Annotated in this window: 20 protein-coding genes; 5 read left to right on the top strand and 15 right to left on the bottom strand. The window is 50.8% G+C overall.

Features of this window, described 5'->3' with window-relative positions; translation table 11 throughout:
• Nucleotides 1–147: 147 nt before the first annotated feature.
• The 6 genes from KI215_RS04085 to KI215_RS04060 form a co-directional block, all read right to left on the bottom strand.
• Nucleotides 148–612: a hypothetical protein gene (locus tag KI215_RS04085; RefSeq protein ID WP_212774303.1), complete on the bottom strand. Its 465-nt coding sequence runs from the start codon at nt 610–612 to the stop codon at nt 148–150.
• Between the two features lie 190 nt (nt 613–802).
• Entirely contained in the window at nt 803–1,291 is a 489-nt protein-coding gene (locus tag KI215_RS04080; protein WP_212774302.1) for a hypothetical protein, read from the bottom strand.
• 402 nt (nt 1,292–1,693) lie between these two features.
• A complete protein-coding gene (gene yhbH / locus KI215_RS04075; protein WP_212775057.1) occupies nt 1,694–2,842 on the bottom strand; it encodes a sporulation protein YhbH in 1,149 nt (382 codons plus the stop codon).
• A gap of 40 nt (nt 2,843–2,882) precedes the next feature.
• Entirely contained in the window at nt 2,883–4,781 is a 1,899-nt protein-coding gene (locus KI215_RS04070; RefSeq protein ID WP_212775056.1) for a PrkA family serine protein kinase, read from the bottom strand.
• A 306-nt stretch (nt 4,782–5,087) separates the two neighbouring features.
• A complete protein-coding gene (locus KI215_RS04065) occupies nt 5,088–5,810 on the bottom strand; it encodes an HAD family hydrolase (protein ID WP_212775055.1) in 723 nt (240 codons plus the stop codon).
• Nucleotides 5,811–5,836: 26 nt separating this feature from the next.
• Entirely contained in the window at nt 5,837–6,682 is an 846-nt protein-coding gene (locus KI215_RS04060) for an MTAP family purine nucleoside phosphorylase (protein ID WP_212774301.1), read from the bottom strand.
• A gap of 188 nt (nt 6,683–6,870) precedes the next feature.
• Here KI215_RS04060 and KI215_RS04055 point away from each other — a divergent pair, with 188 nt between their 5' ends.
• A complete protein-coding gene (locus KI215_RS04055; protein WP_212774300.1) occupies nt 6,871–7,335 on the top strand; it encodes a class I SAM-dependent methyltransferase in 465 nt (154 codons plus the stop codon).
• 261 nt (nt 7,336–7,596) lie between these two features.
• Here the strand turns inward: KI215_RS04055 and trmL are convergent, their stop codons facing one another.
• From trmL to KI215_RS04025, 6 genes are all read right to left on the bottom strand, one after another.
• The gene (gene trmL, locus KI215_RS04050; protein ID WP_212774299.1) at nt 7,597–8,061 is read right to left on the bottom strand and encodes a tRNA (uridine(34)/cytosine(34)/5-carboxymethylaminomethyluridine(34)-2'-O)-methyltransferase TrmL; all 465 of its coding nucleotides are present in this window, start codon (nt 8,059–8,061) and stop codon (nt 7,597–7,599) included.
• 70 nt (nt 8,062–8,131) lie between these two features.
• Nucleotides 8,132–9,076: an amidase domain-containing protein gene (locus KI215_RS04045; protein ID WP_212774298.1), complete on the bottom strand. Its 945-nt coding sequence runs from the start codon at nt 9,074–9,076 to the stop codon at nt 8,132–8,134.
• Between the two features lie 111 nt (nt 9,077–9,187).
• Nucleotides 9,188–9,730, bottom strand: coding sequence for a methylated-DNA--[protein]-cysteine S-methyltransferase (locus tag KI215_RS04040; RefSeq protein ID WP_212774297.1), 543 nt, complete (start codon nt 9,728–9,730; stop codon nt 9,188–9,190).
• 68 nt (nt 9,731–9,798) lie between these two features.
• Nucleotides 9,799–10,938 (bottom strand): tRNA epoxyqueuosine(34) reductase QueG, encoded by a 1,140-nt coding sequence (gene queG, locus KI215_RS04035; protein WP_212774296.1) that lies wholly within the window; start codon nt 10,936–10,938, stop codon nt 9,799–9,801.
• 146 nt (nt 10,939–11,084) lie between these two features.
• Nucleotides 11,085–11,519, bottom strand: a complete 435-nt coding sequence (rnhA, locus tag KI215_RS04030) for a ribonuclease HI (protein WP_212774295.1) — start codon at nt 11,517–11,519, stop codon at nt 11,085–11,087.
• Between the two features lie 15 nt (nt 11,520–11,534).
• Nucleotides 11,535–13,238 (bottom strand): ABC-ATPase domain-containing protein, encoded by a 1,704-nt coding sequence (locus KI215_RS04025; RefSeq protein ID WP_212774294.1) that lies wholly within the window; start codon nt 13,236–13,238, stop codon nt 11,535–11,537.
• A gap of 110 nt (nt 13,239–13,348) precedes the next feature.
• Between KI215_RS04025 and KI215_RS04020 the strand changes: the two genes are divergently transcribed.
• A complete protein-coding gene (locus KI215_RS04020; RefSeq protein WP_212774293.1) occupies nt 13,349–14,011 on the top strand; it encodes a B3/B4 domain-containing protein in 663 nt (220 codons plus the stop codon).
• Nucleotides 14,012–14,375: 364 nt separating this feature from the next.
• Nucleotides 14,376–15,209, top strand: coding sequence for a Cof-type HAD-IIB family hydrolase (locus tag KI215_RS04015; protein WP_212774292.1), 834 nt, complete (start codon nt 14,376–14,378; stop codon nt 15,207–15,209).
• A 103-nt stretch (nt 15,210–15,312) separates the two neighbouring features.
• Here the strand turns inward: KI215_RS04015 and KI215_RS04010 are convergent, their stop codons facing one another.
• The 3 genes from KI215_RS04010 to KI215_RS04000 all read right to left on the bottom strand — a co-directional run bounded on the left by KI215_RS04010 (nt 15,313) and on the right by KI215_RS04000 (nt 18,263).
• A complete protein-coding gene (locus tag KI215_RS04010) occupies nt 15,313–16,263 on the bottom strand; it encodes an aminoimidazole riboside kinase (RefSeq protein ID WP_212774291.1) in 951 nt (316 codons plus the stop codon).
• 298 nt (nt 16,264–16,561) lie between these two features.
• Nucleotides 16,562–17,986, bottom strand: a complete 1,425-nt coding sequence (locus tag KI215_RS04005) for an FMN-binding glutamate synthase family protein (protein WP_212774290.1) — start codon at nt 17,984–17,986, stop codon at nt 16,562–16,564.
• Entirely contained in the window at nt 17,970–18,263 is a 294-nt protein-coding gene (locus KI215_RS04000) for a hypothetical protein (protein WP_212774289.1), read from the bottom strand. The genes KI215_RS04005 and KI215_RS04000 overlap by 17 nt, the downstream gene beginning before the upstream one ends.
• 171 nt (nt 18,264–18,434) lie before the next feature.
• On the opposite strand from KI215_RS04000, the gene KI215_RS03995 reads away from it, so the two are divergent.
• On the top strand, nt 18,435–18,914 hold the full coding sequence (locus KI215_RS03995) for an Hsp20/alpha crystallin family protein (protein WP_212774288.1): 480 nt from the start codon (nt 18,435–18,437) through the stop codon (nt 18,912–18,914).
• A 497-nt stretch (nt 18,915–19,411) separates the two neighbouring features.
• Nucleotides 19,412–21,043: a peptide ABC transporter substrate-binding protein gene (locus KI215_RS03990; protein WP_246512190.1), complete on the top strand. Its 1,632-nt coding sequence runs from the start codon at nt 19,412–19,414 to the stop codon at nt 21,041–21,043.
• The last annotated feature ends 425 nt before the right edge of the window (nt 21,044–21,468 follow it).

The raw sequence follows: 21,468 nt of genomic DNA, 5'->3' as shown, positions 1-21,468 counted from the left end.
TTGTCCATCACCGGGCGTCTCTCGCCAGGTGTTTTATGGTCTCCATACAAACTATTGGATGTCCCTTGAATCTCCTAATCGTTTTAGAAGTATGAAAAGAGCCCTTCGTTTAGTGAGGGGCTCCACACAATCAAAAAGAAGAGAGCTTTATACGGAACCTGTCAGGACCATCATACAAAAAACCAAGGAAATGAGCGGAAGCGCGTTAACAAGAGCCAAAACGATGATGGACTGGTTCGCAACATATCGCTTCGCAGAATCGGTCAAATGAGGATCTTGTTGGATTTGCATCCGGGTCAGAAAAATGTTTACCGCACCAAAAGCCATGATTAGAAGCGTAACAATTAAGGGGACGACAGGTTCGACAACAGGATGGTCAATGATTTGGAATGAGCCAAAAATCTGTAAGATACCAAAGGCGATGAGAAGAACCGGAACAGCCTCGATAGCCGCCAATCTAACGATAAAACGTTCAAACTCCTTAGCAAACAGTTCTTGCGAATATTCCGAGGAAACAATGTTGGAGACCATTTGCTTAAAAGAGAAAAAGATTCCCACCACGCAAATGGCCGATGCGATTACAAACAACCACAATGGATTTTGCAGCGTCATCTACACTCCCCTTTTCTGTCTATTTTCTATTTATCCATTATTCTACATGATTAGTTTACATTACTTCATATGAAGTTTGGATAATGAAAAATAGCCCAAACAAGCGACTTATCAATTATTTGGGCTCATAAGAAATTATGTGATTGAGGCAATTGTGCTTGACCCACTTTTGATCAGCAGGTAAACAAAATTACGCGTCGGAAGGGTCAGCCTCCTCTTTTTCTAAAGTCCAGTCCTCGTATTCCTCTTCTAACAACCAAGGCAGATAGGCTTCGATATACAATTCCATCCAGGGTTCCGGGAAGGGGAGATGTGTGGGGATGTGACTGTTTGGCAACACTTGGGTCAGCGTTAGCAAAAAGTGGTCTGTTTCATTTTTGTAGTAAACTTTCACTGGCCACTCAGATGGTTGTTCGAGGATTTCCCCTGTGAGCCCGTTCTCTGCACGGAAATAACGGGTTACATGTCCTTCCTTTACCGGGTCCATTCCCAATAAAGCAAACAACTTCTTTACCTCAAACGGAAAGTGTTCGGTAGCTAAAGCATAATTGCTACAACCCTGACAGTTGCAGTGTTCTTTTTCTCCGATATTCGGCAATTCCCGAATCAATTTGTGTGTGGTATCCGGATCTGCCTTCACGGTATAGCCATGGAATCGGACAATCCTCCACTCCGTCACTTCTAACCAATCTCTCCTTTATATCAGGAATTGGCATATGGATCATTCCATATTCCGAAAATATTCAAAAAAGCGGCCAATAAGGAAGTTCCAATCAGGATCCAATCGATACGCCGCCCCTGTTTCGTCTCCACCGTCATCGTTTTACTCCTTCATTTTGTTTCCCAGGGTATGTCTGGTGAATACTGTCCACATTGTTTTCCCGGCTCCCTTACGGAATGGCCAGACACTCCCTTGTCCTGATGGCTTCTTACTTTTGTCATCATACTCCCTTTAGCTGAATTGCCGATGAAGGTGAACTGAACATTGATTGGGCCATAGCTGAATATACGCTGAAAACAAACAATAAAAAAAACGACATTCATACTGTGATGCGCATGAATGCCGTAATTGGATCGATCGTTATCTCTTCTCTTTCTTGGCAAAAAAATGCTTCAATGCATCGTACACTTGGCCTTTCTCCCTGATAATATAGTGCATAAACTTGGGATCGGCGAAATTGCGAAAGGCGGTCATCAGGGTGGAATGCCGGTTGTACTGGTTCACCTCACCGTAGCCGAACAGATTCACGCGTTTCATTAGTTCCCGCACCAGCTTGATACAACGTTCATTGTCCGATGTGAGGTTGTCGCCGTCCGAGAAATGGAACGGATAAATGTTGTACCGGCTGGGGGGATACCGCTTGTCGATGATCTCCAGTGCGAGCCGGTAGGCGGAAGAGCAGATCGTGCCGCCGCTTTCCCCTTTGGTGAAAAAGTGATCTTCACTCACTTCCTTCGCTTCGGTATGGTGAGCGATGAAGACGATCTCTACTTTTTCGTATTTGGTGCGGAGGAATCGAACCATCCAGAAAAAGAAACTGCGGGCAATATATTTTTCGAATATTCCCATACTTCCCGATGTGTCCATCATCGCCAGTACGACGGCGTTGGAATGGGGAATCACGATTTCTTCCCAGGTTTTAAAGCGTAAGTCATCGACGGAGATTCCTTTCGGCCGACGGTGACCCCGGAGTGCGTTTCGTTTGATCGCTTCCAGGATGGTACGCTTTTTGTCAATGTTGCCCATCAGACCTTTTTTGCGGACATCATTGAACCGGATGTCCTGGGTGGTGATTTCATGCTGATCCTTTTGCTTCAAACGGGGGAGTTCCATTTCACCAAACAGGATTTCCTCCAATTCCTCCACCGATATTTCTGCTTCATAATAATCCGCTCCGGCTTTATCGCCTGCTCCTTGCCCTTTGCCCGGCCCTGGTTGCTGCTGCGATTCACGGCCGATGACGTCGCCTACCTGACTTTTGCCGTCCCCCTGGCCGACATGTTTGCTTTTGTTGTGATTGTACCGAAACCGATATTCCTCCATCGAGCGGATCGGCACTTTCACCACTTGTTTGCCGTCGGACATAATAATGCTTTCTTCAGTGATGAGATCGGGCAGGTTCTTTCGGATCGCTTCCTTCACTTTCTCCTGGTGCCGCAGCTGATCCTGGTACCCCTTGCGGTGCAGGGACCAATCCTCCTCCGACACGATGAAAAGGGGATGTTGCACTGTCCGATTCACCTCCCCTCCTGACGGTTTGGCGGGGACGTCAACGATTCAAGAGACTGCCCACATAACGGAGCAATTCATTTGCGCATACCGGACAATAGCCGTAATCATCAATCAAGCGAGCCGTTACTTCGTTGATTTTCTTCAATTGATTCTCATCCGGTGTTTTGGTGGAGGTGGTAATTTTGACCACGTCCTTTAAGTCGGTAAACAACTTTTTCTGGATCGCTTCACGTAAACGATCATGGCTGTTGTAGTCGAATTTTTTACCTTTGCGGGCATAGGCCGAGATGCGGATGAGGATCTCTTCCCGGAACGCCTTTTTCGCATTCTCGGAGATGCCGATCTGCTCCTCGATCGAGCGCATCAGCTTCTCGTCCGGATCTAGTTCCTCACCGGTGATCGGATCGCGGATCTTGGTCCAGTTGCAGTATGCCTCCACGTTGTCCAGATAGTTGTCCAGCAACGTTTTCGCCGATTCCTCATAGGAGTAGACAAACGCTTTTTGCACTTCTTTTTTGGACAGTTCATCATACTCTTTGCGCGCAATGGAAATAAAATTCAGATATCGTTCGCGCTGATCCCGAGTAATTGACGGATGCTGATCCAATCCTTCCTTCAACGCACGCAGGACATCCAACGCGTTGATACAGGGTGCGTCGCTGCGGATCAGGGCACTGGAAATGCGATTGATCACATAACGCGGATCGATGCCTTCCATCCCTTCGTCCAGGTGTTCGTTGTGCAGTTCTTCCAAGTCGGAAACTTTGAATCCCTCCACCGACTCCCCGTCGTACAGCCGCATTTTCTTCAGGAGATCCATCCCTTGCTTTTTGGATTCCTTCAGCCGTGTCAAAATGGAGAAGATGGCGGCGGCACGCAAGGCATGAGGCGCGATGTGAACATGAGCCAAATCACTCTGGCGGATCAGTTTTTGATAGATTTTTTCCTCATCCGATACCCGAAGGTTGTACGGGATCGGCATGACGATGATCCGGGATTGCAACGCCTCATTTTTCTTGTTGCTGATAAACGCTTGATACTCCGATTCATTGGTATGAGCAACGATCAGTTCATCAGCGGATATGAGGGCGAAACGCCCCGCCTTGAAATTGCCTTCCTGTGTCAGGGACAACAGATTCCACAAAAACTTCTCATCACACTTGAGCATTTCCTGAAATTCCATCAGCCCACGGTTGGCCTTGTTCAATTCTCCATCAAACCGATAGGCGCGCGGATCGGACTCCGACCCGTATTCGGTGATGGTGGCAAAATCGATGCTCCCGGTGAGATCGGCAATATCCTGTGATTTGGGGTCGGACGGACTGAATGTTCCAATCCCCACGCGGTCGTCTTCGGATAACAGCACCCTCTCCACCATGACGTCTTCCACCCTGCCCCCATACTCCTCCTGTAGGCGCAACCGGCAAGCCGGACACAAATTTCCTTCGATTCGTACGCCGAGCTCTTCCTCCACATTGGAACGAAGCGCAGGCGGAACCAAATGCAAGGGTTCCTCGTGCATCGGACATCCTTTGATGGCATACACCGCGCCTTCGTCCGTGCGCGAATATTGTTCCAGCCCTTTTTTCAGCATGGCGACAATGGTGGATTTCCCACCGCTGACCGGTCCCATGAGCAACAAAATCCGCTTGCGAACTTCCAGCCGTTTGGCGGCAGAATGAAAATACTCCTCCACCAGACGTTCGATGGCACGGTCCAAACCGAAGAGTTCGCGACTGAAAAACAGGTAGGATTTGTTCCCTGTATCGTCCGTCTCCACACCTTGACTGGCAATCATGTTGTACACCCTGGCATGCGCAGTTTGCGCAATATATGGACGCTCTCGAACAATATCCAGATACTCGGCAAACGTCCCTTCCCATTTCAACTGATGTTCCCTTTCCCGGTGCTCCGCTATACGCTTCAGGATGTCCATAGAAGCCTCCTCTCCTTCAGCACCGCTTCCTTCCCGTACGTCATCAAAATCAGCTATTCTCAACATATGCCTCCCCCGGTTCCATGATCCAAGGGGAAAAGGGATAGCCCGAAAGATGGTATATATTTATGCGTTGCCACGGACAATGTTTCACTCCTCCTGCCCCGTTATGAAGAAAAGAGGGAAACGGATTTCCTTGAAAAAAGAAAAACCCCCGTCATCGGGGGAAAAGACAAGTGGCAAACAGTCAGTTGAAATGCCCGCAACTTCATTCGTCAAAGCCAGGGTGATTTCGCTTCACGAGCCTCAATCAGAAAAAACCCCGGTTCCTTCGCGGATGGCCGACAATAATTCTTCCATGCTCCCTTCCTGATCCGGCTGATAAACGGGATGCCCACGGTCGATCCGGCATTGGTTCAAATAGAACGTTTTCATTCCCACCGTTTGAGCCACCATGTCTTCCTGCATATCGTTGCCGATCATCACGCATTCCTCCGGCCGGACCCCGAGACGATCCGCGATCTCCCGATAATACTCCGGACGCGGCTTGCAAAAATGCATATCCTCGTAAACGGTTACCCATTCAAACGGCAAATCGTCCACTTCAGCCCAACGCAACCGTTCCATTATGGCCACGCGTGGGAAAACGGGGTTTGTCGCCACCGCCACTTTGTACCCTTTCTCCAAAGCCGCTTCCACTACCCGGCGGGACAAGGGTGTCGGTTCAACATGCGTTTTCAACTTGGGATAGTGCTCATCGTAAAATCGGTCGAAATGGGGCCAGATCTCCTCCTTTGACACACCGGCCAACTGGAGGAAGTGTTCCACAAACACTTCTTCGTTGGTTTTGTGAGCTTCACTATTCCGGATCATCGCCTCCGTTGCTTCCCACAGATAACGAACCAGCTTGTCCGGCGAGACGACGTCAGCCACATGAGAGGCCAATTCCTGGAGATAGTGATGAACGAAGGATTCCGTATCCATCGGTAACAACGTACCGTCCAAATCAAACAAACAAGCGCGGATCACACCCGACACCCTTCCTACTCGTCAATTCAATCCTCTTCGTAACGTTTCAGCAATGTTTCCTTGCGCAGAGACAAACAGTTGCACCGGGTTTGTTCGGCATCGATCCGCTTGAGACTGTCCAGCAAAATATGACCGATGGTATGGGACTCATTGTGGAAAATATCGCTTAAGTCCTTGTGCTCCCAGTCCCGAATGATGCCTTCCGCATAGTTGACCACCATGTAGATCCCTGCGTAGCAGGCGCCGATTTCCCGGGCGAGATATACTTCCGGGGTGATGCTTTGACCGACGATGTCCGCAAACCAGGTACGAAACATCTGGACTTCCGCCCTGCTTTCGAAATGCCGGCCGTCCGTATTGACGTAGATACCCCGTTTGAACACATGTCTCCCCTCAGGCTCCACGCGCTCTTTGGCTGTTTGGTACAACGCATCCGCCTGAGTGGGGCAGATCGGTTCACGCATCACGAGCAGATATGGACCATCAAACCCGACATCCTGTCGCATTGAATGATCGATGTAATCATTGGGAATGACCAAATCGCGCAACTCCAGCAGATGATTGATGGCGCCAACGCCACCCTCCGCGAAGATCTTTTTCACACCCGCCTGCTGGAAAACCCAAAATACCTGCCGGGACGCATCGGCACGCGTCACCTTGCCGGGTCGCCAACCGTGCATCCGGCAGGTCAATGCGGTTTTATCGCCGACCCGAATCAACTTGAATTGCGGACTTTCACCGTAGGGTGTGTCAAACACCATCCCCTTTGCCAACACTTCCGTATCTTCACGGTTCAAATCCTCCGGAAACCGGATGGAAAACGTGCTGGAACCACCGATAATGGCAAAGTCAACGCGAGGAATGTCTGTCATCGTTATCCCACCTTTTCCGGGATCATCATACATACAACCGGTTTGACCGGCGAGTACAAAAATCTCCACTCTCAAGAATATCACGGGGTCGAAAAACCCATCAAGCCGTCCGACCGTTTCCATTTCAACAAAAAAACCGCGAACCGCGGTTCATACTCTTAGTATAGCAAAAAAGGATATCAGAAAGGATGACGACCACGGGAGTTGGCCACAGTGTACATCACCCGTTCCCACTCTTCCCCCACCGGAAAAACGTGTTGGATGCCGCTTGTAGAACGGGTTACGGGTCCAAAATCATGGCCATCGCGGGGGCCGCTTCCGCAATTGGCGTCGATGTTGACCCGGAAAGCATTCAATTGGCAAAAACGGAGTACCATGACGACAAAATCCAATTTCAGACTGCCGACGTCTGTGCTCTTCCATTCCAAAACAATACTTTTGATATCGTCGTCTCATTTGATACCATCGAGCATATTCCGAACGGAGACGTATTGATCAAGGAATCGTGGCGGGTGCTGAAGGACGACGGCCTCCTGCTGATCTCCACCCCGAACCGACACTTTGGCAGTCCGGGCCGCTTTCGCGAAGAAAAGCCGCTCAACCCCTACCATTGCTTTGAATATAGCATACGGAATATATCGGGGCTTTGTTGACGCATTATGAGATCCAACTTTACTCCCAGACCATCATGAACGATGTCGATTCCGTCGCGTTCCAGTTGCTTTGTCAATTGTGGGGATTGGACCCGAGCCCCAAAGATGTCCATCGAAATGCCCAAGGTCGGAGCCAGATGGGATCAAAAACGGAGAACCGGGCAACCTGGTAGCGGTGTGCCGCAAGAAACGGACACCGCTGAATGAAGATTCTTTGTTTGAAAAAATCCTGTGAAGACCATGCTGACAGTGGCGTGAAATTCACGTCAGCCCGGGGAAGCCGTTTTGCCGCAACGCTTCATACAATACGATGGCTGCCGCGTTGGACAGGTTGAGCGAACGGGTATCCGCCCGCATCGGGATGCGGATATTGGTGTCGCGATACTTTTCCAGGATCTCCTGCGGCAATCCTGCCGTTTCTTTACCGAATATCAACACATCGCCTTCCCGATAGCGAAAATCGGTGTAGGATCGGTCTGCTTTGGTCGTGGCACAAAAAAAGCGCCTGCCGGGGAGCGCCGCTTCTAGTTCAGCGAACGAGTCGTACAGGTGCACGTTGACCTGATCCCAGTAATCCAATCCCGCCCGTTTGAGATACCGATCTTCAATCGAAAACCCTAACGGACCCACCAAATGAAGCGTTGCCCCGGTGACTGCGCACGTTCGAGCGATATTTCCGGTATTGTAGGGTATTTCCGGTTCGACGAGCACGATGTGAAATGACATGATTCCTTCCTTTCCACCTTTTCGCATGCTTTTGTACGATTTTTATTGTAATGATTGGGTCCACCCTCCGCTATCCCTGTATATGAAAGAATCGATATTGCACACGTGGTGTCCAGGCATGCGAATCGCGATACTCCCAGTAGCGGTGGCGGCTGTTCACCGTATGTGCGTTGACGAGCGGCATGCCGTTGTTGTCGAAAGCAGTGACTATCGTATTGTGATCGTATCGGCCGCTTCCTTCCCAATCGTAACAAATAATGTCCCCGAGCGACAGCTGATCCGGTCGGTCTACCATAACGGCTCTGGCAGTGCCGCCCGTCGCCAAATACCTTTTCAGACTGTCCGCCACCGCCCAACTGTAGCTCCATTGCTCGTGCGGTCCACGGTACCACCAACCTCGATCCCGTCTGGACGTAAAATTCATCGGAATGCCGCCAGCCACCATACATTGCGATACATAGTTGGTGCAGTCCACTTCAAATCGACTGTACCGGGGATTGTAGCTGTTCCACCAAATCTCCGCATACTGCACGGCTCTGGCTCGGTTGTATCCCTGTCGGGTACCGGCCGATTCCTCTTGTTCGCTGATCGTGGTGACTCTGGTCCGTTCCTTCCACTCCGAAGGCTCAGCCAACCGTCCGTCGGCAATCCCCCATTTCCCCTCAGAAAACCGGACGTTGAACTTCCAACAAATCGCCTCTTCTTCCTCATAAGTGTCTCCGTGGATTTCGTAAAACATGCGATGCTCACTGATCATCCACACATCCGCCTCCTCATCGGAGCGGATTTTTTCTTTGACCAACCGCAGTCGAGAATCACTTTTCAGCGGGTGGCAATTCCGTTCTCTCTGCTGTAGCCGCAACCGACGCAGCCGCTCTTGTTCCAACTGAATCCACGCTTCATTTCCATCCTTCAATAACGGTTCGTATAGATCGTCCGGCTCCCCTTCCACCCATAAACGGTTTTGAATTTGAAACCATATCGCGATCGGTTGATGCCATGGTCGTCTTTCCATCACGACCCGACTCCTTTACTTTTTTCCTCATCTTTATGTCAGCGGGTCAAGCAGTATGTGCAGACGAACAGACAAAAAAAGACCGAGAAATCTCGGCCAGGTGAATACTCATCAATGGGAAACGTTTTTCCGGGGTAGGTAGCCTTCCAATGCCAAAAGCTTTTCTTTGATATGCAATCCGCCGCCGTATCCGACAAGGGAGCCGTTGGAACCGATCACACGATGGCAGGGCACAATGATGGGGACGGGATTTTTGTTATTGGCCCCTCCCACCGCGCGGACGGCTTTGGGTGCACCGATCGCTTTCGCGATTTCCTTGTAAGAACGCACTTGTCCATAAGGGATCGCCTGCAACTGACGCCATACCGCCTTTTGAAAAGGGGTACCGAACAATTCTACGGGTACATCAAACTGTTGTCTTTTCCCCTCGAAATACTCTTTCAACTGCTCCACCACCGGAACACAAGTCCGATCGTTTCGCTCTATTTTCACTGAACGGCCCCATTGTTCTGCCCATACTTTGATGCCGACCAATGTTTGATCGCTTTTGCCAAATTCAATGGCACAAACACCTTTGGCTGTCATGGCCAAGGTCAATGGACCGACCGGGCTGTCCATCTGACTCCATACAACCGTGCGCGATCCCGGGATCATCAGTGAGCCCTCCCCATATCCTTCTCTTCCCTTTATTTTACACTTTCCACGATCGGTGTGCGAATGTTTTATTTGCCAGCTGTGAGCAATGAAATCGCATTTTCGACTTCTTTGCGCACTTCTGCTTCTGTTTCCTCCCGTTCCGCTTGCATTAACGCGTTTTTCGCCTCGTCCCCGCCTATTTTACCAAGTGCCCACGCTGCCGTGGCGCGGATCACGGGTCGCGGATCTTCTTTCAGCAAACGACTTAAAAGCGGTACCGCCGTCCGATCGCGAAAATGGGCCAACGCGATAATCGCGTTGCGCTGAATCGGCTTTTTACCCCGCCACGAACCCGCCATGTCACCGAACCGCTCGCGAAACTCCCGATTACTGAGCGTAAGCAAAGGTTTCAACAATGGCTTCACCTGTTCGGGATCAGGCGTAAATGCCTCGTGATGAGTGAAATTCCGCTTACGATTGTGGGGACAAACCACTTGACAGGTGTCACATCCGTACAGACGGTTGCCCAGCTTTTCGCGGTACGCTTCCTCCAACATTCCCTTCGTTTGCGTCAAGTAGGCCAAGCATGCCTGGGAGTTGAGCTGACCTGGCTGGACCAATGCTCCTGTCGGACACGCGTCGAGACAGGCGGTACACTCTCCGCATTGCTCGGTGATGGGTTGATCGGGTGGAAGGTAAACATCCGTCACCATTTCGCCCAGATAGACCCAGGACCCGAACTCCGGTGTGATGATTGCGGTGTTTTTGCCGCTCCACCCGATTCCTGCCCGTTCCGCGACGGCACGGTCGGACAATGCACCGGTGTCCACCATGATTTCGGTCGTCGCATGAGGCACCCATTCCAACAGTGACGCTTCCAGTAGGCGCAATTTCTCCCGCAACACATCGTGATAATCCCTTCCCCAGGAAGCCCGCGCAAAAATACCGCGATACGCGCCCGGTTTGGATTGGGGTGGGTTGTTCATCTTGGACGGATAAGCGAGCGCGATGGCGATAATCGTCTTGGCTTCGGGAACAATTCGATCCGGGTGGGTGCGTTTATCGATGTCGGGTTCTTCAAATCCGGACTCATAGCCCAACTCCCGGTGCCGGATCAATCGCTCCCTCAGCTCCGTAAACGGATCGGCTGAAGCAAAGCCGATTTTGTCGATGTGCAGTTCTTTCGCTCTGGCGATCAGCTTTTCCTTCAGTTCCTCCGGTGTCATCGCGCTCACCTCCTTTTTTTCCGAATGCGACTGTTCGCTTGGCTGGAAGACGACTTCGCTCATATCAGCCCAGGATCTGCCCAGGAGGCCATCATAACATGTGCAACCGGATCATGAAATGGGAATGGTTGGTTAATGCTCAGACTTCAATCCCTCGGCACCGCAGCGCGCGCCAATTCGTCACAGCGATTGTTCCATTCGTTGTCGCTGTGTCCCTTCACTTTGAGAAATTCCACCTGATGATGCCGGGTAAGCGCCAGCAACCGTTGCCACAAATCTTTGTTTTCTACCGGTTCTTTTTTGCTGTTGATCCACCCGTTTCGTTCCCATTTCTCATACCAACGCTGTTGAAAACAGTTCACCATATACGCACTGTCCGTATACAGCTTTACCCGACACGGTTCCTTCAATCGACGGAGCGCTTCGATTGCAGCCGTCAATTCCATCCGATTGTTGGTCGTGTTTTTTTCCCCTCCCGAAATTTCCTTGCGACGAGAGCCATACATGAGTACCGCTGCCCACCCCCCGGGACCGGGATTGTGGGAACACGCGCCGTCCGTGTAAATCACGACTTCTTTCACTGTTTTCCTCCTCCGTCACTGGACACGCAAAGTACGCATGCGGTTGATTGCCCCGGCCAATTCCTGTTTGCGCGGTAACGCCAAGTCACCCGGATGTTGACCGGCATAGGGCGAAATGATATCCAATCCCTTTTGTTCGATCTCATCATACAATTGTTCGATGGCCTGTGCCAATGTTTGCCGTCCGTTCACCCGGCGACCAAGATACCGGATCATTTCCGCCACAGCCCGGGTCTGGCTGGGGTCCACTAATTGCTCCAGGGCCGACAAATCGATGGAAGTCTCGCCGAACACGATCGTGTGCAACCCTTTGGCATCCACCTTTTCTTTTTTGCCACGCTTGGGGTTGAAACTGTCGCGCAGCGGCACGCGAGGGGTTACTTCTCCGAAGGAGTCTCCGCCTTCCTTTTTTCGATCATTGGCTCTCGATTGGGCGATTTGCTTTGCCTCCCGGGTTACGTCGCGCGGCTGGTATTCGTCCATCATGATCACCGTATCAGCCACATCGAAATAGTCACCGGATCCCCCCAACACCAACACACTGGAGACACCTTTCTCCTCATACAACTGGCGCACCTTGTCCAAGAAAGGCGTGATCGGCTCCTTGCCTTTCGCCACCAGCGCCTGCATCCTTCCGTCACGGATCATGAAGTTGGTGGCACTGGTGTCCTCATCGATCAACAGGCATGATGTGCCGATCTCCAAGCTCTCCATGATGTTGGTCGCCTGCGAGGTACTTCCACTGGCATCATCCGTGGAAAAGCGAACCGTATCGCGGCCGAACGGCAGATGGGTGATAAACGGAGAAATGTTCACCTTTTCCACGCGCCGACCATCTTCCGCACGCACTTTGACCGCATTCCGATCGGTGATGACGTATTCCCGTCCGTCTCCTTCGATGTGATCGTACACGCCGCGCTCCAACGCTTTCAACAACGTGCTCTTGCCATGGTATCCGCCACCGACGATCAGGGTGATCCCGTCTCGAATGACCATGCCGCGAATCGCCGGTCCGTGCGGCACTTCCACGGCTACCTCCAACGATGACGGCGATTGGAACGGGATCACTTTTCCGGTGGTCAACGGCCGGTCGCTTACGCCGCTTTCCCTTGGCAGAATGGCGCCATTGGCAACGAAGGAAATCCATCCCCGCTCCTGCAAATAGCGGCGGATGGCGAGTTGGTTATCCACCAATTGCATCCGTTCCTCGATTCGACTGCGATCCAACGAAGATACGGGGAGAGCGCGTTGAACCAGTTTCGGCAAGTCTTCACACAACATCTGGGCCGCCTTCTGCCCCAAAACGGTTCGCCCGCGTGCCGGCAGACCCACACTGAGCCGCACTTCCACGAATTGTTCGTTTACCACGACAGAAGTGCGCGGCAAAATTTCCTGTCCGGGACGGTCGATGGCGATCAGCCCGCTTTTGCCTGTTCCGCCGACACGGAAAGCAAATTTTCCGATGTTCTTGGCCCACTCCCTCGTCAGCCAGTCTTCCAATCCGATCCGCCGATGTGGTTCTGCGAACCATTCGTGCGGATAACGCGCCACATCCATCGGCATCCGCACCCGAATACGCGAGGGAGAGGCAAACGGATCTCCCTGGACATAATCGATGAACAGCGTAAACGTCGGGAATCGGTACTCTCCCTGAATCTCTTTGTAGGCCTTGTATCCTCTGCCGTCGATTCGTTTCAATATGGATTGCAACCGTTGCATGGAATCCCTCCTGCGTTGATTTCATCACACTTTTGGTATTGCCTTTCAAGTGCTATACTTAAAACCAACCCGCACCTGAAGAAAATCGCAACTCTTCGGAGGCGAATCACATGATCACATTGAGCGCGCAAATCCAATCGATGCTGCCCCGGTTCCGACTGGGTGCCATCGTTTACCAGGGGATCACTGTCGCCCCTTCAACCGGACCGTTTCGCGGCCGTTTTCAATTGTTTCAGGAACATCTTCGCATGGAGCACAATACCGACACAATCGGACAAATTCCCGCCATTCAGGCAATGCGGGAAGCCTTTCGACGGGCCGGTGCCTCCCCGTCCCGGTATCGGCCGTCTGCCGAAGCCCTGCTTCGCCGGGTGTTGAAAGGGGAAAACCTCTCCCCCGTCAATAGTGCGGTGGATGCCAACAACTTCTTTTCCCTGAAATATTGCCTTCCCTTCGGCATCTATGACCTGTCCGCCATCGACGGTGACATTGTCTGTGACATCGGCGGTGAGAAAGATGCGTACCAAGGATTAAACGGTCGGGAAATCCGAATGGACGGCAAAATCCTGCTCAGGGATGCGCAAGGTGCGTTCGGCAGTCCATATGTGGACTCTACCCGCACCGGTGTGACGGAGCAAACAAGAGATTGTTTGCAAATCATCTATGCCCATGAGATGGATGACGATGGGCTCCTGACCATCACGAAACAGGTTAGTCATTGGTTTGTCCAGCTAAACGGGGGAGATATCCGAGAAACAACCGTTATCCGGTGAGCAGCATGAGGTTCAAGACGGACTACCCAGGGTATATCTGGTGATGTCCCGCTTCCTGTCTAACGTTGGCCTATTACCGATATACGATCTCTGTGCAACCTCGCCTTACCATTATATCGAAAACGAAAGCATATCTGATCGTTATCGCCCGCAACGTTTTCCCGGCTCCCTCCATCCGGGAAAACGTTGCCGCCTAACCAAATGACCAGACAGGCCCCAGATTATCCCATCCCTCATGAATATATGATATGATAGACTAATATACTGTCAAATCATCGATGAAATCATTACCCATGATTCATAAAGCCCCCACATGCGCTTAACGCAGTTGTGTTATCGTAGCCTCCATAAGGAGATGATGCGTTTGACGCTGGCTTATCGACTTTTGGTATCGGACATCGACGGTACAATCGCCAACAGCGCGAAAGAAATTGCGGATGTCAACCGCCGTGCCATCTCCCTGTATCGACAATCGGGCGGACAGTTCACGTTAGCCACCGGACGCAGCTATGCCGAAGCAAAACGATTTATCGATCTTTTAAAGCCGGATCTGCCCGTTATTCTTTGTAACGGCGCTGTGCTGTATGACCCATCTTCTGATCGGTTGACTCCGATTGCCGTTTTGCAACGGGATGTGGCGGTTGACGTTTTAAAGAAACTGACGGGATTGTGCTTGAACATCGACATTTTCGTCTATACCTCTGACGCCGTCTACGCCACCCAGATCGGTCCATTGGCCCAAGCGGGGATGGACAGCGAGGATTTCCAACTGGAGATCATCGAGAGTTTCGACTTGTTGACGGAGGTACCGTGGATCAAGTTTGTCGTCGTTGCCGATCATGAGGAAATGAAACAACTCCACGCCTGGTCGAAAACGGTCAACCATGATCTGGAGTTTGTCCAATCCTCCGATCATTACTTCGAGATTCTGCCACCCAATATTTCCAAAGGGGCGGCCTTGGCCCGCATCGCCAAGGAGCGGGGAATCCCAAGCCGTCAAATTGCGACGATCGGCGATCATCTCAATGATCTCTCGATGTTGAGAATGGCCGGTTTGTCGGCAGCTGTTGCAAATGCCCATCCCCATGTCATGCAAACGACGGATATCGTGGTCCCCAGCAATGACGAAGGGGGCGTGGCCTATCTGATTCACCATTATCTGTTAAATGATATGGCCATACGTACACAAACGACTTGATAAGAATAAACAAAACAAGGGGCGATGTCGCCCCTTATCTTAATATATTTTATCCTTCCCGATCATGTATCACGCGACGTGGACGCATCTGCGTACCAGCGGATCATCCTTCCCCCAAGATGTTCTGTACCTGCTCCAGCGTCGGCAAGGCCGTCATCGCCCCCTGTGTCGATGCCGCCAATCCGCCCGACATGCTGGCAAAACGGACCCAACGCTCCAGTTCGGACACTGTTACTTCCTCCAAACTCCCCTCATATCGGTCGAGAGAAAACAGAATCCCGGAAACGTAGGCATCCCCTGCCCCGGTTGTATCAACAGCTTCCACCTTCATGGCCGGTACGGCAACCTTGCCGTTGCGACAAAATGCGACGCTTCCCTCCGCGCCACGCGTGACGAAAACGAGGGGAATCTCGTAAACTTTCAGTGCATCCACACCGGCTTCGATTGACTGTTGTCCGGTCAGAAACACCAACTCTTCCTCCGACACCTTTAACACGTCCACCTGTGGCAGCATCTCGATGATGGTGTTTCGTGCCTGTGCAGGTGTTTCCCACAATCCCAAACGCAGATTGGGATCGTACGATACGATCAGACCATGTTTTTTGGCATTGTGAACCGCTTTGACTGTCGCGCTTTTCGCCGGTTCGCGAATCAAGGAGATCGATCCGAAATGCAGGATTTTGTGCATCCCGATGAAATACTCGTCAATTTCGCGCTCATACAAGAAAAAGTCAGCGCTCGGTTTCACGAAAAAAGTAAAATCCCGCTCTCCGTCAGCGTTCAGTTCGACGAAGACCAAACCCGTTCGCGCCTCATCCGTCAAGATCATCTGACGGGTATCCACCCCGTAATCATTCAATGTCTGCTTAAGAAACGCCCCCAGCACATCATTCCCCACCTTGCCAACAAAGGACGAACGCCCTCCCAGCCGGGCAACACCGACTGCTACGTTGGCCGGTGCGCCTCCCGGACTTTTTCGGTATGTCATATTGGTCGCGTCAAGCGGAATCAGGTCGATCAGCGCCTCTCCCAAAGCAACGATTCCTGTTTGCATGGCTTCTCCTCCGTACTCACTGTTTTTCCAAAATGAGTTGGGTGTGCAAGGTCAAATTGCCGATTTCCGACTCCCACATCAAATTGCTGATTTCCGCAATTTTTAGTTTACTCCATCCATCGCGGGTTCGGTAATCCCCAGAAACGCGGAAAGACCCAAAATAAACAGAGACTGACCATGCAGACACTCTGCTCATTTTGGGTCTTAGCCGCTGAGTTACAATCCCCGATATCCAGCTTTTCAGCAGGATTCAAAACGCAAGAAACCATACTCCAGCCCATCGGACACGTTTTTGTCCTCAGTGCAGACGTAGATCTTCACTTTCCTGTACCGGATTTGGTTCAGGTTGAAACCACGGTGTTACCTCCTCAAAAAAACGATCCTGATGTTCGGGTGAGACGGTTCCCAACGGGATGCCGGTGGCTTTTGCCAAGAAAGGATCCAGTGTGCAAAGATCGGACTTCGTGATGTCCGCCAATGCCGTTTTGCCCAGTGTCATCGCCACTTGCTCCATTTCATGGACACAAGCGTTCAGATACCGAACCAAATTCATGACCGACTGATCGATGTCCAAGCGCTCCGTCATTTTTCCGGTGTAGACGAGCAGACTGGTGGGCGGCTCAAATGGCATGGTTTTGACCATTTGATCCCCCACCATCGCCATCAGCGCTGCCGTACCAATATACACGGCATCCGCACCCAAGGCGAGCGCTTTGAGCATTTGGCCCGGTGTAACCAGTCCACCTGTAACAATCAGGTTGATGTCACCTATGACACCTTTTTTGGTGAAAAACTCCGCTGCCCTGGAGATGGCAAATAAAGTGGGCAATCCAACGTCATCCTGGAGAGTGGGAGAGCCACCGTGTGTACCACCTTCGGCGCCATCCAGCGTTACAAAATCCACCTCGGCTTCCACTGCAATTTCCAATTCCTTTTCCAGATGGTGTGTTGCCGCGATTTTTAATCCGATAGGTACGCCGGTTTCATCACGAAGCTGCCGAACCAACCGAATAAAATCATCTTTGGTTTGAACTCCGGGAAGACGTGAATGAATCCAAGCGTCTTCTCCTTTTTTTAAACCGAAGACCTCCCGGAAGTCCTTACCGATATTTTTGGCTGCCGTTCGTTGTGGAGCAGAACCTTGGGCCCCTTGACCCAACTGAATTTCAATCGCATCCAAACGCCGGTATTTGCCCGGGTCATTCATCCAACCGCCCCGATTGTACTGCCCGATAAATAGTTGTGCCGCGTCCCTTTCCTCTTCCAACAGCCCCGCCTCGCCGGAATTGGTTGCCGTCCCGACAGCGGTCGCCGCTTTTGCCAACGCGATTTTGGTGCGCTTGCTCAATGCACCGCCGAAAGACATGGCCGCAATCATGATGGGAATGGAAATCGTCAACGGTTTCCTAGCACGATGTCCGATGGTGATCGATGTGTCGATCCCCACATTTTCCGGAGTGGGGAAGCGAAACAGGTGACACGGATTGAACAGAACCTTTTCCCATGGAGACATGTGAATCGGACTTCCCAGCGGCCGTGAGAGGGGGGTTCCCTGATTCGCCCGCATGGCGATCTCCATCAGATTGGTCACACCGACCTTATTGGTAGTGGGCACCATTTCAAACAGGTTTTCCGTGTATTGGTCGCGAATAGCTCTCGTGATCGCTTTGTCCACCGTATCATTGATGGCCGATCGTATCAGATTCTCAATGAACCTCATCATGGTGAGTCCGCTCCCCTGATCCGCCACCCTCGATCGTATTCCGGATGTCCTCGATCTGTTGGGCCATAGATAAACACATATGCTTGATCGTTCCGAGTTGACGGGCAGCATGCTGTTCTTCCACCGCGATGTCCCCCAATTCCCGATGATCAAACTTCGTCAATTTGTTGAAGTGATCCCGTTCAATGGACGACAATGTCCCGGCCATTGTCTCGATCCGATTCAGCTCGGATTGAATATAGGAAAGTGTGTGTTTGAGATTCTGCACGTTCTCCATTGGATCATCACTCCAAGATGTTTTCCTTATCTTTCCCCCAATCGGATCAGTCGCATTCACGAGGAGCACAGTTGGGCGGAGAATGTTCGATATACCTGTGAATAAACGGTTGGGGATAAGCCAGACTCTAATGTGTAAAAGATTACAATTGGGAAAAAAGGAGTGGTATCAATGGCTTGGCCCCAACGGTTCGATCCTTTTGACAGACACCCGATCACCCATTTTCGCGATGAGTTAAATCGTACATTCCAACGGTTTTTCGGGCAGCCTTTCTTGACAAGCGGCGGTTTCCTCGCAGAGTGCGGGACTTTCATGCCCACTTTCAATGTTGAGGAGCATGAGGATCACTACATGGTTGAAGCGGAGCTTCCGGGAATGGATATCAAGGATGTGAATATCGAGGTTAGTGGGAACACGTTGGTCATCAAAGGGGAAAAACGACGCAAAATCGAACGGGAAAAAGAGGGGCATGTTCACGTCATGGAGAGCAGCTACGGCTCTTTCCACCGTTCCTTCACCTTGCCGGAAAACGCTGATCCCCAGGGAATTACGGCAAAAAGCCGCAACGGTGTCCTTTACATCCGTATTCCCAAAGATCAAACCAAAACACCCCGACGGATTGAAATCCGGGACGACAACCCGCTTCAATAACGCATAACGGATACAATATCTCCGTTTGTGTACGTGACGAAAAAAACATACTTATGAGAATCACCCCAAGTCTTTCTGTACAGTTGAAACCCAATGGCGCACATCGGTAACTTGCTCAATCCAAATGAAGACTGGTTCCTTCATCAGGAGCCAGTCTTCGTGTGTTATCGGAATCGCATTGGGCTGTTCTTTACATGCCTTCTCCATTCATCCTCACTCTTGGTTTGGAAGATTGAGCATATTGATGGGCATTATTCTGATCCTCTTGAGAAATGCGGCTGTTTTACGGGCATCAGGCACGCTCTCATCAGCCATGAAAATATAGAAAATTAAAGAAAACATATTTTAGTATCTTTTCTGATATGCTGAATTCTTTTATTATAATAAATGAGTTTCTTGCCGTGTTTGAACCATCCAGACAGAAGTTATTGTTTAAATTATCTGTAAAAACCGCCATTATCCCTCTTTGTTCCAGGAGATGTGAAGGAGGTCTACCGATGAGACGGAAGGTATATGCCTTGGCAGCAGTGTTGTTCACGGTCAGCTGCTTGTTGTCCGCTTGCAGTCTCTCCGGCAACACAGCCCAAGGCGGCCCCAATGAACCGCAAGTGTTGAACCTCGTTGTGGATTCGGAACCGCCCAACTTGGACAGTGCCACTTTGATCGACGGAACGTCCATCACGGTACTGAACAATGTGATGGAAGGATTGATGCGCCTGGATAAGGACAACAAACCAGTTCCCGCGATGGCGGTGGATTTTCCCGAAATCAGCCCGGACAAAAAAACCTATACATTCAAAATCCGGGATGCCAAATGGTCTGACGGGGAACCGGTGAAGGCACAAGATTTTGAATACGCGTGGAAACGGGCGCTTGATCCGAAGACCAAATCGGAATACGCCTACATTTTGTACCCGATCAAAAATGCCGAGGAGTACAATCAGGGGAAAGTCAGTGCAAACAAAGTAGGTGTCAAGGCACTCGATGACAGCACCCTGCAGGTCAAGTTGAAAGAGCCGATCCCGTATTTCCTCAGCTTGACAGCGTTCGCTACGTACTTTCCGCAACGGGAGGACATCATCAAGAAATACGGGAAACAATATGCCAAAGACCCTGACAAGATGGTGTATAACGGCCCCTTTGTGCTGTCGCGGTGGGAGCACGATCAGGGTCTTCAGTATCGGAAAAATGACGAGTACTGGGATAAGAACAACGTGTATCTGACCGAGGTCAACGTCAAGATTGTCCCGGACTCCACGCAGGCGATGAGCTTATATACATCAGGCCAAGTGGATGTGGCACCGCTGGACGACAATCTGGTGGAAGTGTTTAAAAACAACAAAGAGTACTTGCCCGTGACACGCGGGAGCACCTATTACATCATTTTCAACACGGATGATGCGTTCCTTGCCAACAAAAATATCCGCAAGGCGATCAGCTTGGCGATCGATCGCGACGACCTTGTGAAGGACGTACTGAAAAACGGATCAGAACCTGCAGGCGGAGTCGTGCCGCCATCCATTATGGGTTACAACAACCAATCATTCCGCGACCAGGCACCGGCACAACCGGACTATGATCCGGTCTTAGCCAAGCAATATTTTGAAAAAGGATTGAAGGAACTGGGCCTTTCCGCTCCTCCGTCAAATCTCACCCTCATGGTCTATGATGACGACCGCAAAAAAGTGGCCGTGGCGATTCAGGAGCAGTTAGAAACCAATCTGGGTTTGAAAGTGGCAATCGACCCGAAACCGTTCAAACAAAAATTGAACCTGGAAAAAAAGGGTTATTTCGAAATGTCGATCGGTCGTTGGGTGGGGGATTACAACGATCCGATGACGTTCCTGGATGTCTGGAAGTCGGACAGCGCGGTCAACTTCGGGGATTGGAAAAACCCCGATTTCGATCGGTTGATCGATCGGTCCAAAAAGACCACCAACTATCAAGAACGGAACGAGAACTTGATCAAAGCGGAGAAAATGCTAATCAATGATGCCGCGCTCGCACCGTTGTACTACGAGTCGAAGTCGTTCGTGCAAAAAACGTATGTCCACAATCTGGTGCGCCATCCGATTGGTCCGGAATACTCCCTGAAATGGGCATATATCAAAGGAAAAGCGAAACAGTAACGACTAAGGACATACTTTCGACAGGAAGGCAGGTAATCTACACCACCTTCCTTTTTTGTATGGCCAAGTGCTTAAAAGGACCAGAACACTTTATCGGGATAAGAAATCAAAAAGACGGGCTGTGAAAAGCCCGTCCGTACTGGTCGGGGCGACAGGATTTGAACCTGCGACCCCCTGGTCCCAAATTAGATGAGAACAGAAAACACGGAAAAACGAAGGGAAAAAACACACAATACACAAGGCAATGAGTAATCAGGAAGACGGAAAACAAAGGACAAAAATCGCTTTTGGTTTGCAGTTTGGTTTGCAATTTGTTTGCAAGGGTGATGTGTCGATAACACCCTGTCCATGAACGGATTTCATGGTGATCAAGTCCCACTTCAACTTTGTCTTTTGTTCCATCATGCAACGAGTCCCCACTTGAA

Origin of the sequence: Polycladomyces abyssicola (genome assembly GCF_018326425.1) — a bacterium.
In the GTDB taxonomy this organism is placed as follows: Bacteria; Bacillota; Bacilli; order Thermoactinomycetales; family JIR-001; genus Polycladomyces; species Polycladomyces abyssicola.
This window is presented reverse-complemented; position numbering and strand designations above follow the sequence as displayed.

Excerpts from the sequence above, each read along its gene's own strand:
- KI215_RS04005 (WP_212774290.1), bottom strand. The coding sequence starts at position 17,986 with ATGATGAGGTTCATTGAGAATCTGATACGATCGGCCATCAATGATACG.
- KI215_RS04085 (WP_212774303.1), bottom strand. The coding sequence starts at position 612 with ATGACGCTGCAAAATCCATTGTGGTTGTTTGTAATCGCATCGGCCATT.
- KI215_RS03995 (WP_212774288.1), top strand. The coding sequence starts at position 18,435 with ATGGCTTGGCCCCAACGGTTCGATCCTTTTGACAGACACCCGATCACC.
- KI215_RS04000 (WP_212774289.1), bottom strand. The coding sequence starts at position 18,263 with ATGGAGAACGTGCAGAATCTCAAACACACACTTTCCTATATTCAATCC.
- KI215_RS03990 (WP_246512190.1), top strand. The coding sequence starts at position 19,412 with ATGAGACGGAAGGTATATGCCTTGGCAGCAGTGTTGTTCACGGTCAGC.
- KI215_RS04055 (WP_212774300.1), top strand. The coding sequence starts at position 6,871 with ATGACGACCACGGGAGTTGGCCACAGTGTACATCACCCGTTCCCACTC.
- KI215_RS04045 (WP_212774298.1), bottom strand. The coding sequence starts at position 9,076 with ATGGAAAGACGACCATGGCATCAACCGATCGCGATATGGTTTCAAATT.
- trmL (WP_212774299.1), bottom strand. The coding sequence starts at position 8,061 with ATGTCATTTCACATCGTGCTCGTCGAACCGGAAATACCCTACAATACC.
- KI215_RS04070 (WP_212775056.1), bottom strand. The coding sequence starts at position 4,781 with ATGGACATCCTGAAGCGTATAGCGGAGCACCGGGAAAGGGAACATCAG.
- KI215_RS04025 (WP_212774294.1), bottom strand. The coding sequence starts at position 13,238 with ATGCAACGGTTGCAATCCATATTGAAACGAATCGACGGCAGAGGATAC.
- queG (WP_212774296.1), bottom strand. The coding sequence starts at position 10,938 with ATGACACCGGAGGAACTGAAGGAAAAGCTGATCGCCAGAGCGAAAGAA.
- KI215_RS04020 (WP_212774293.1), top strand. The coding sequence starts at position 13,349 with ATGATCACATTGAGCGCGCAAATCCAATCGATGCTGCCCCGGTTCCGA.
- KI215_RS04010 (WP_212774291.1), bottom strand. The coding sequence starts at position 16,263 with ATGCAAACAGGAATCGTTGCTTTGGGAGAGGCGCTGATCGACCTGATT.
- KI215_RS04060 (WP_212774301.1), bottom strand. The coding sequence starts at position 6,682 with ATGACAGACATTCCTCGCGTTGACTTTGCCATTATCGGTGGTTCCAGC.
- KI215_RS04040 (WP_212774297.1), bottom strand. The coding sequence starts at position 9,730 with ATGATCCCGGGATCGCGCACGGTTGTATGGAGTCAGATGGACAGCCCG.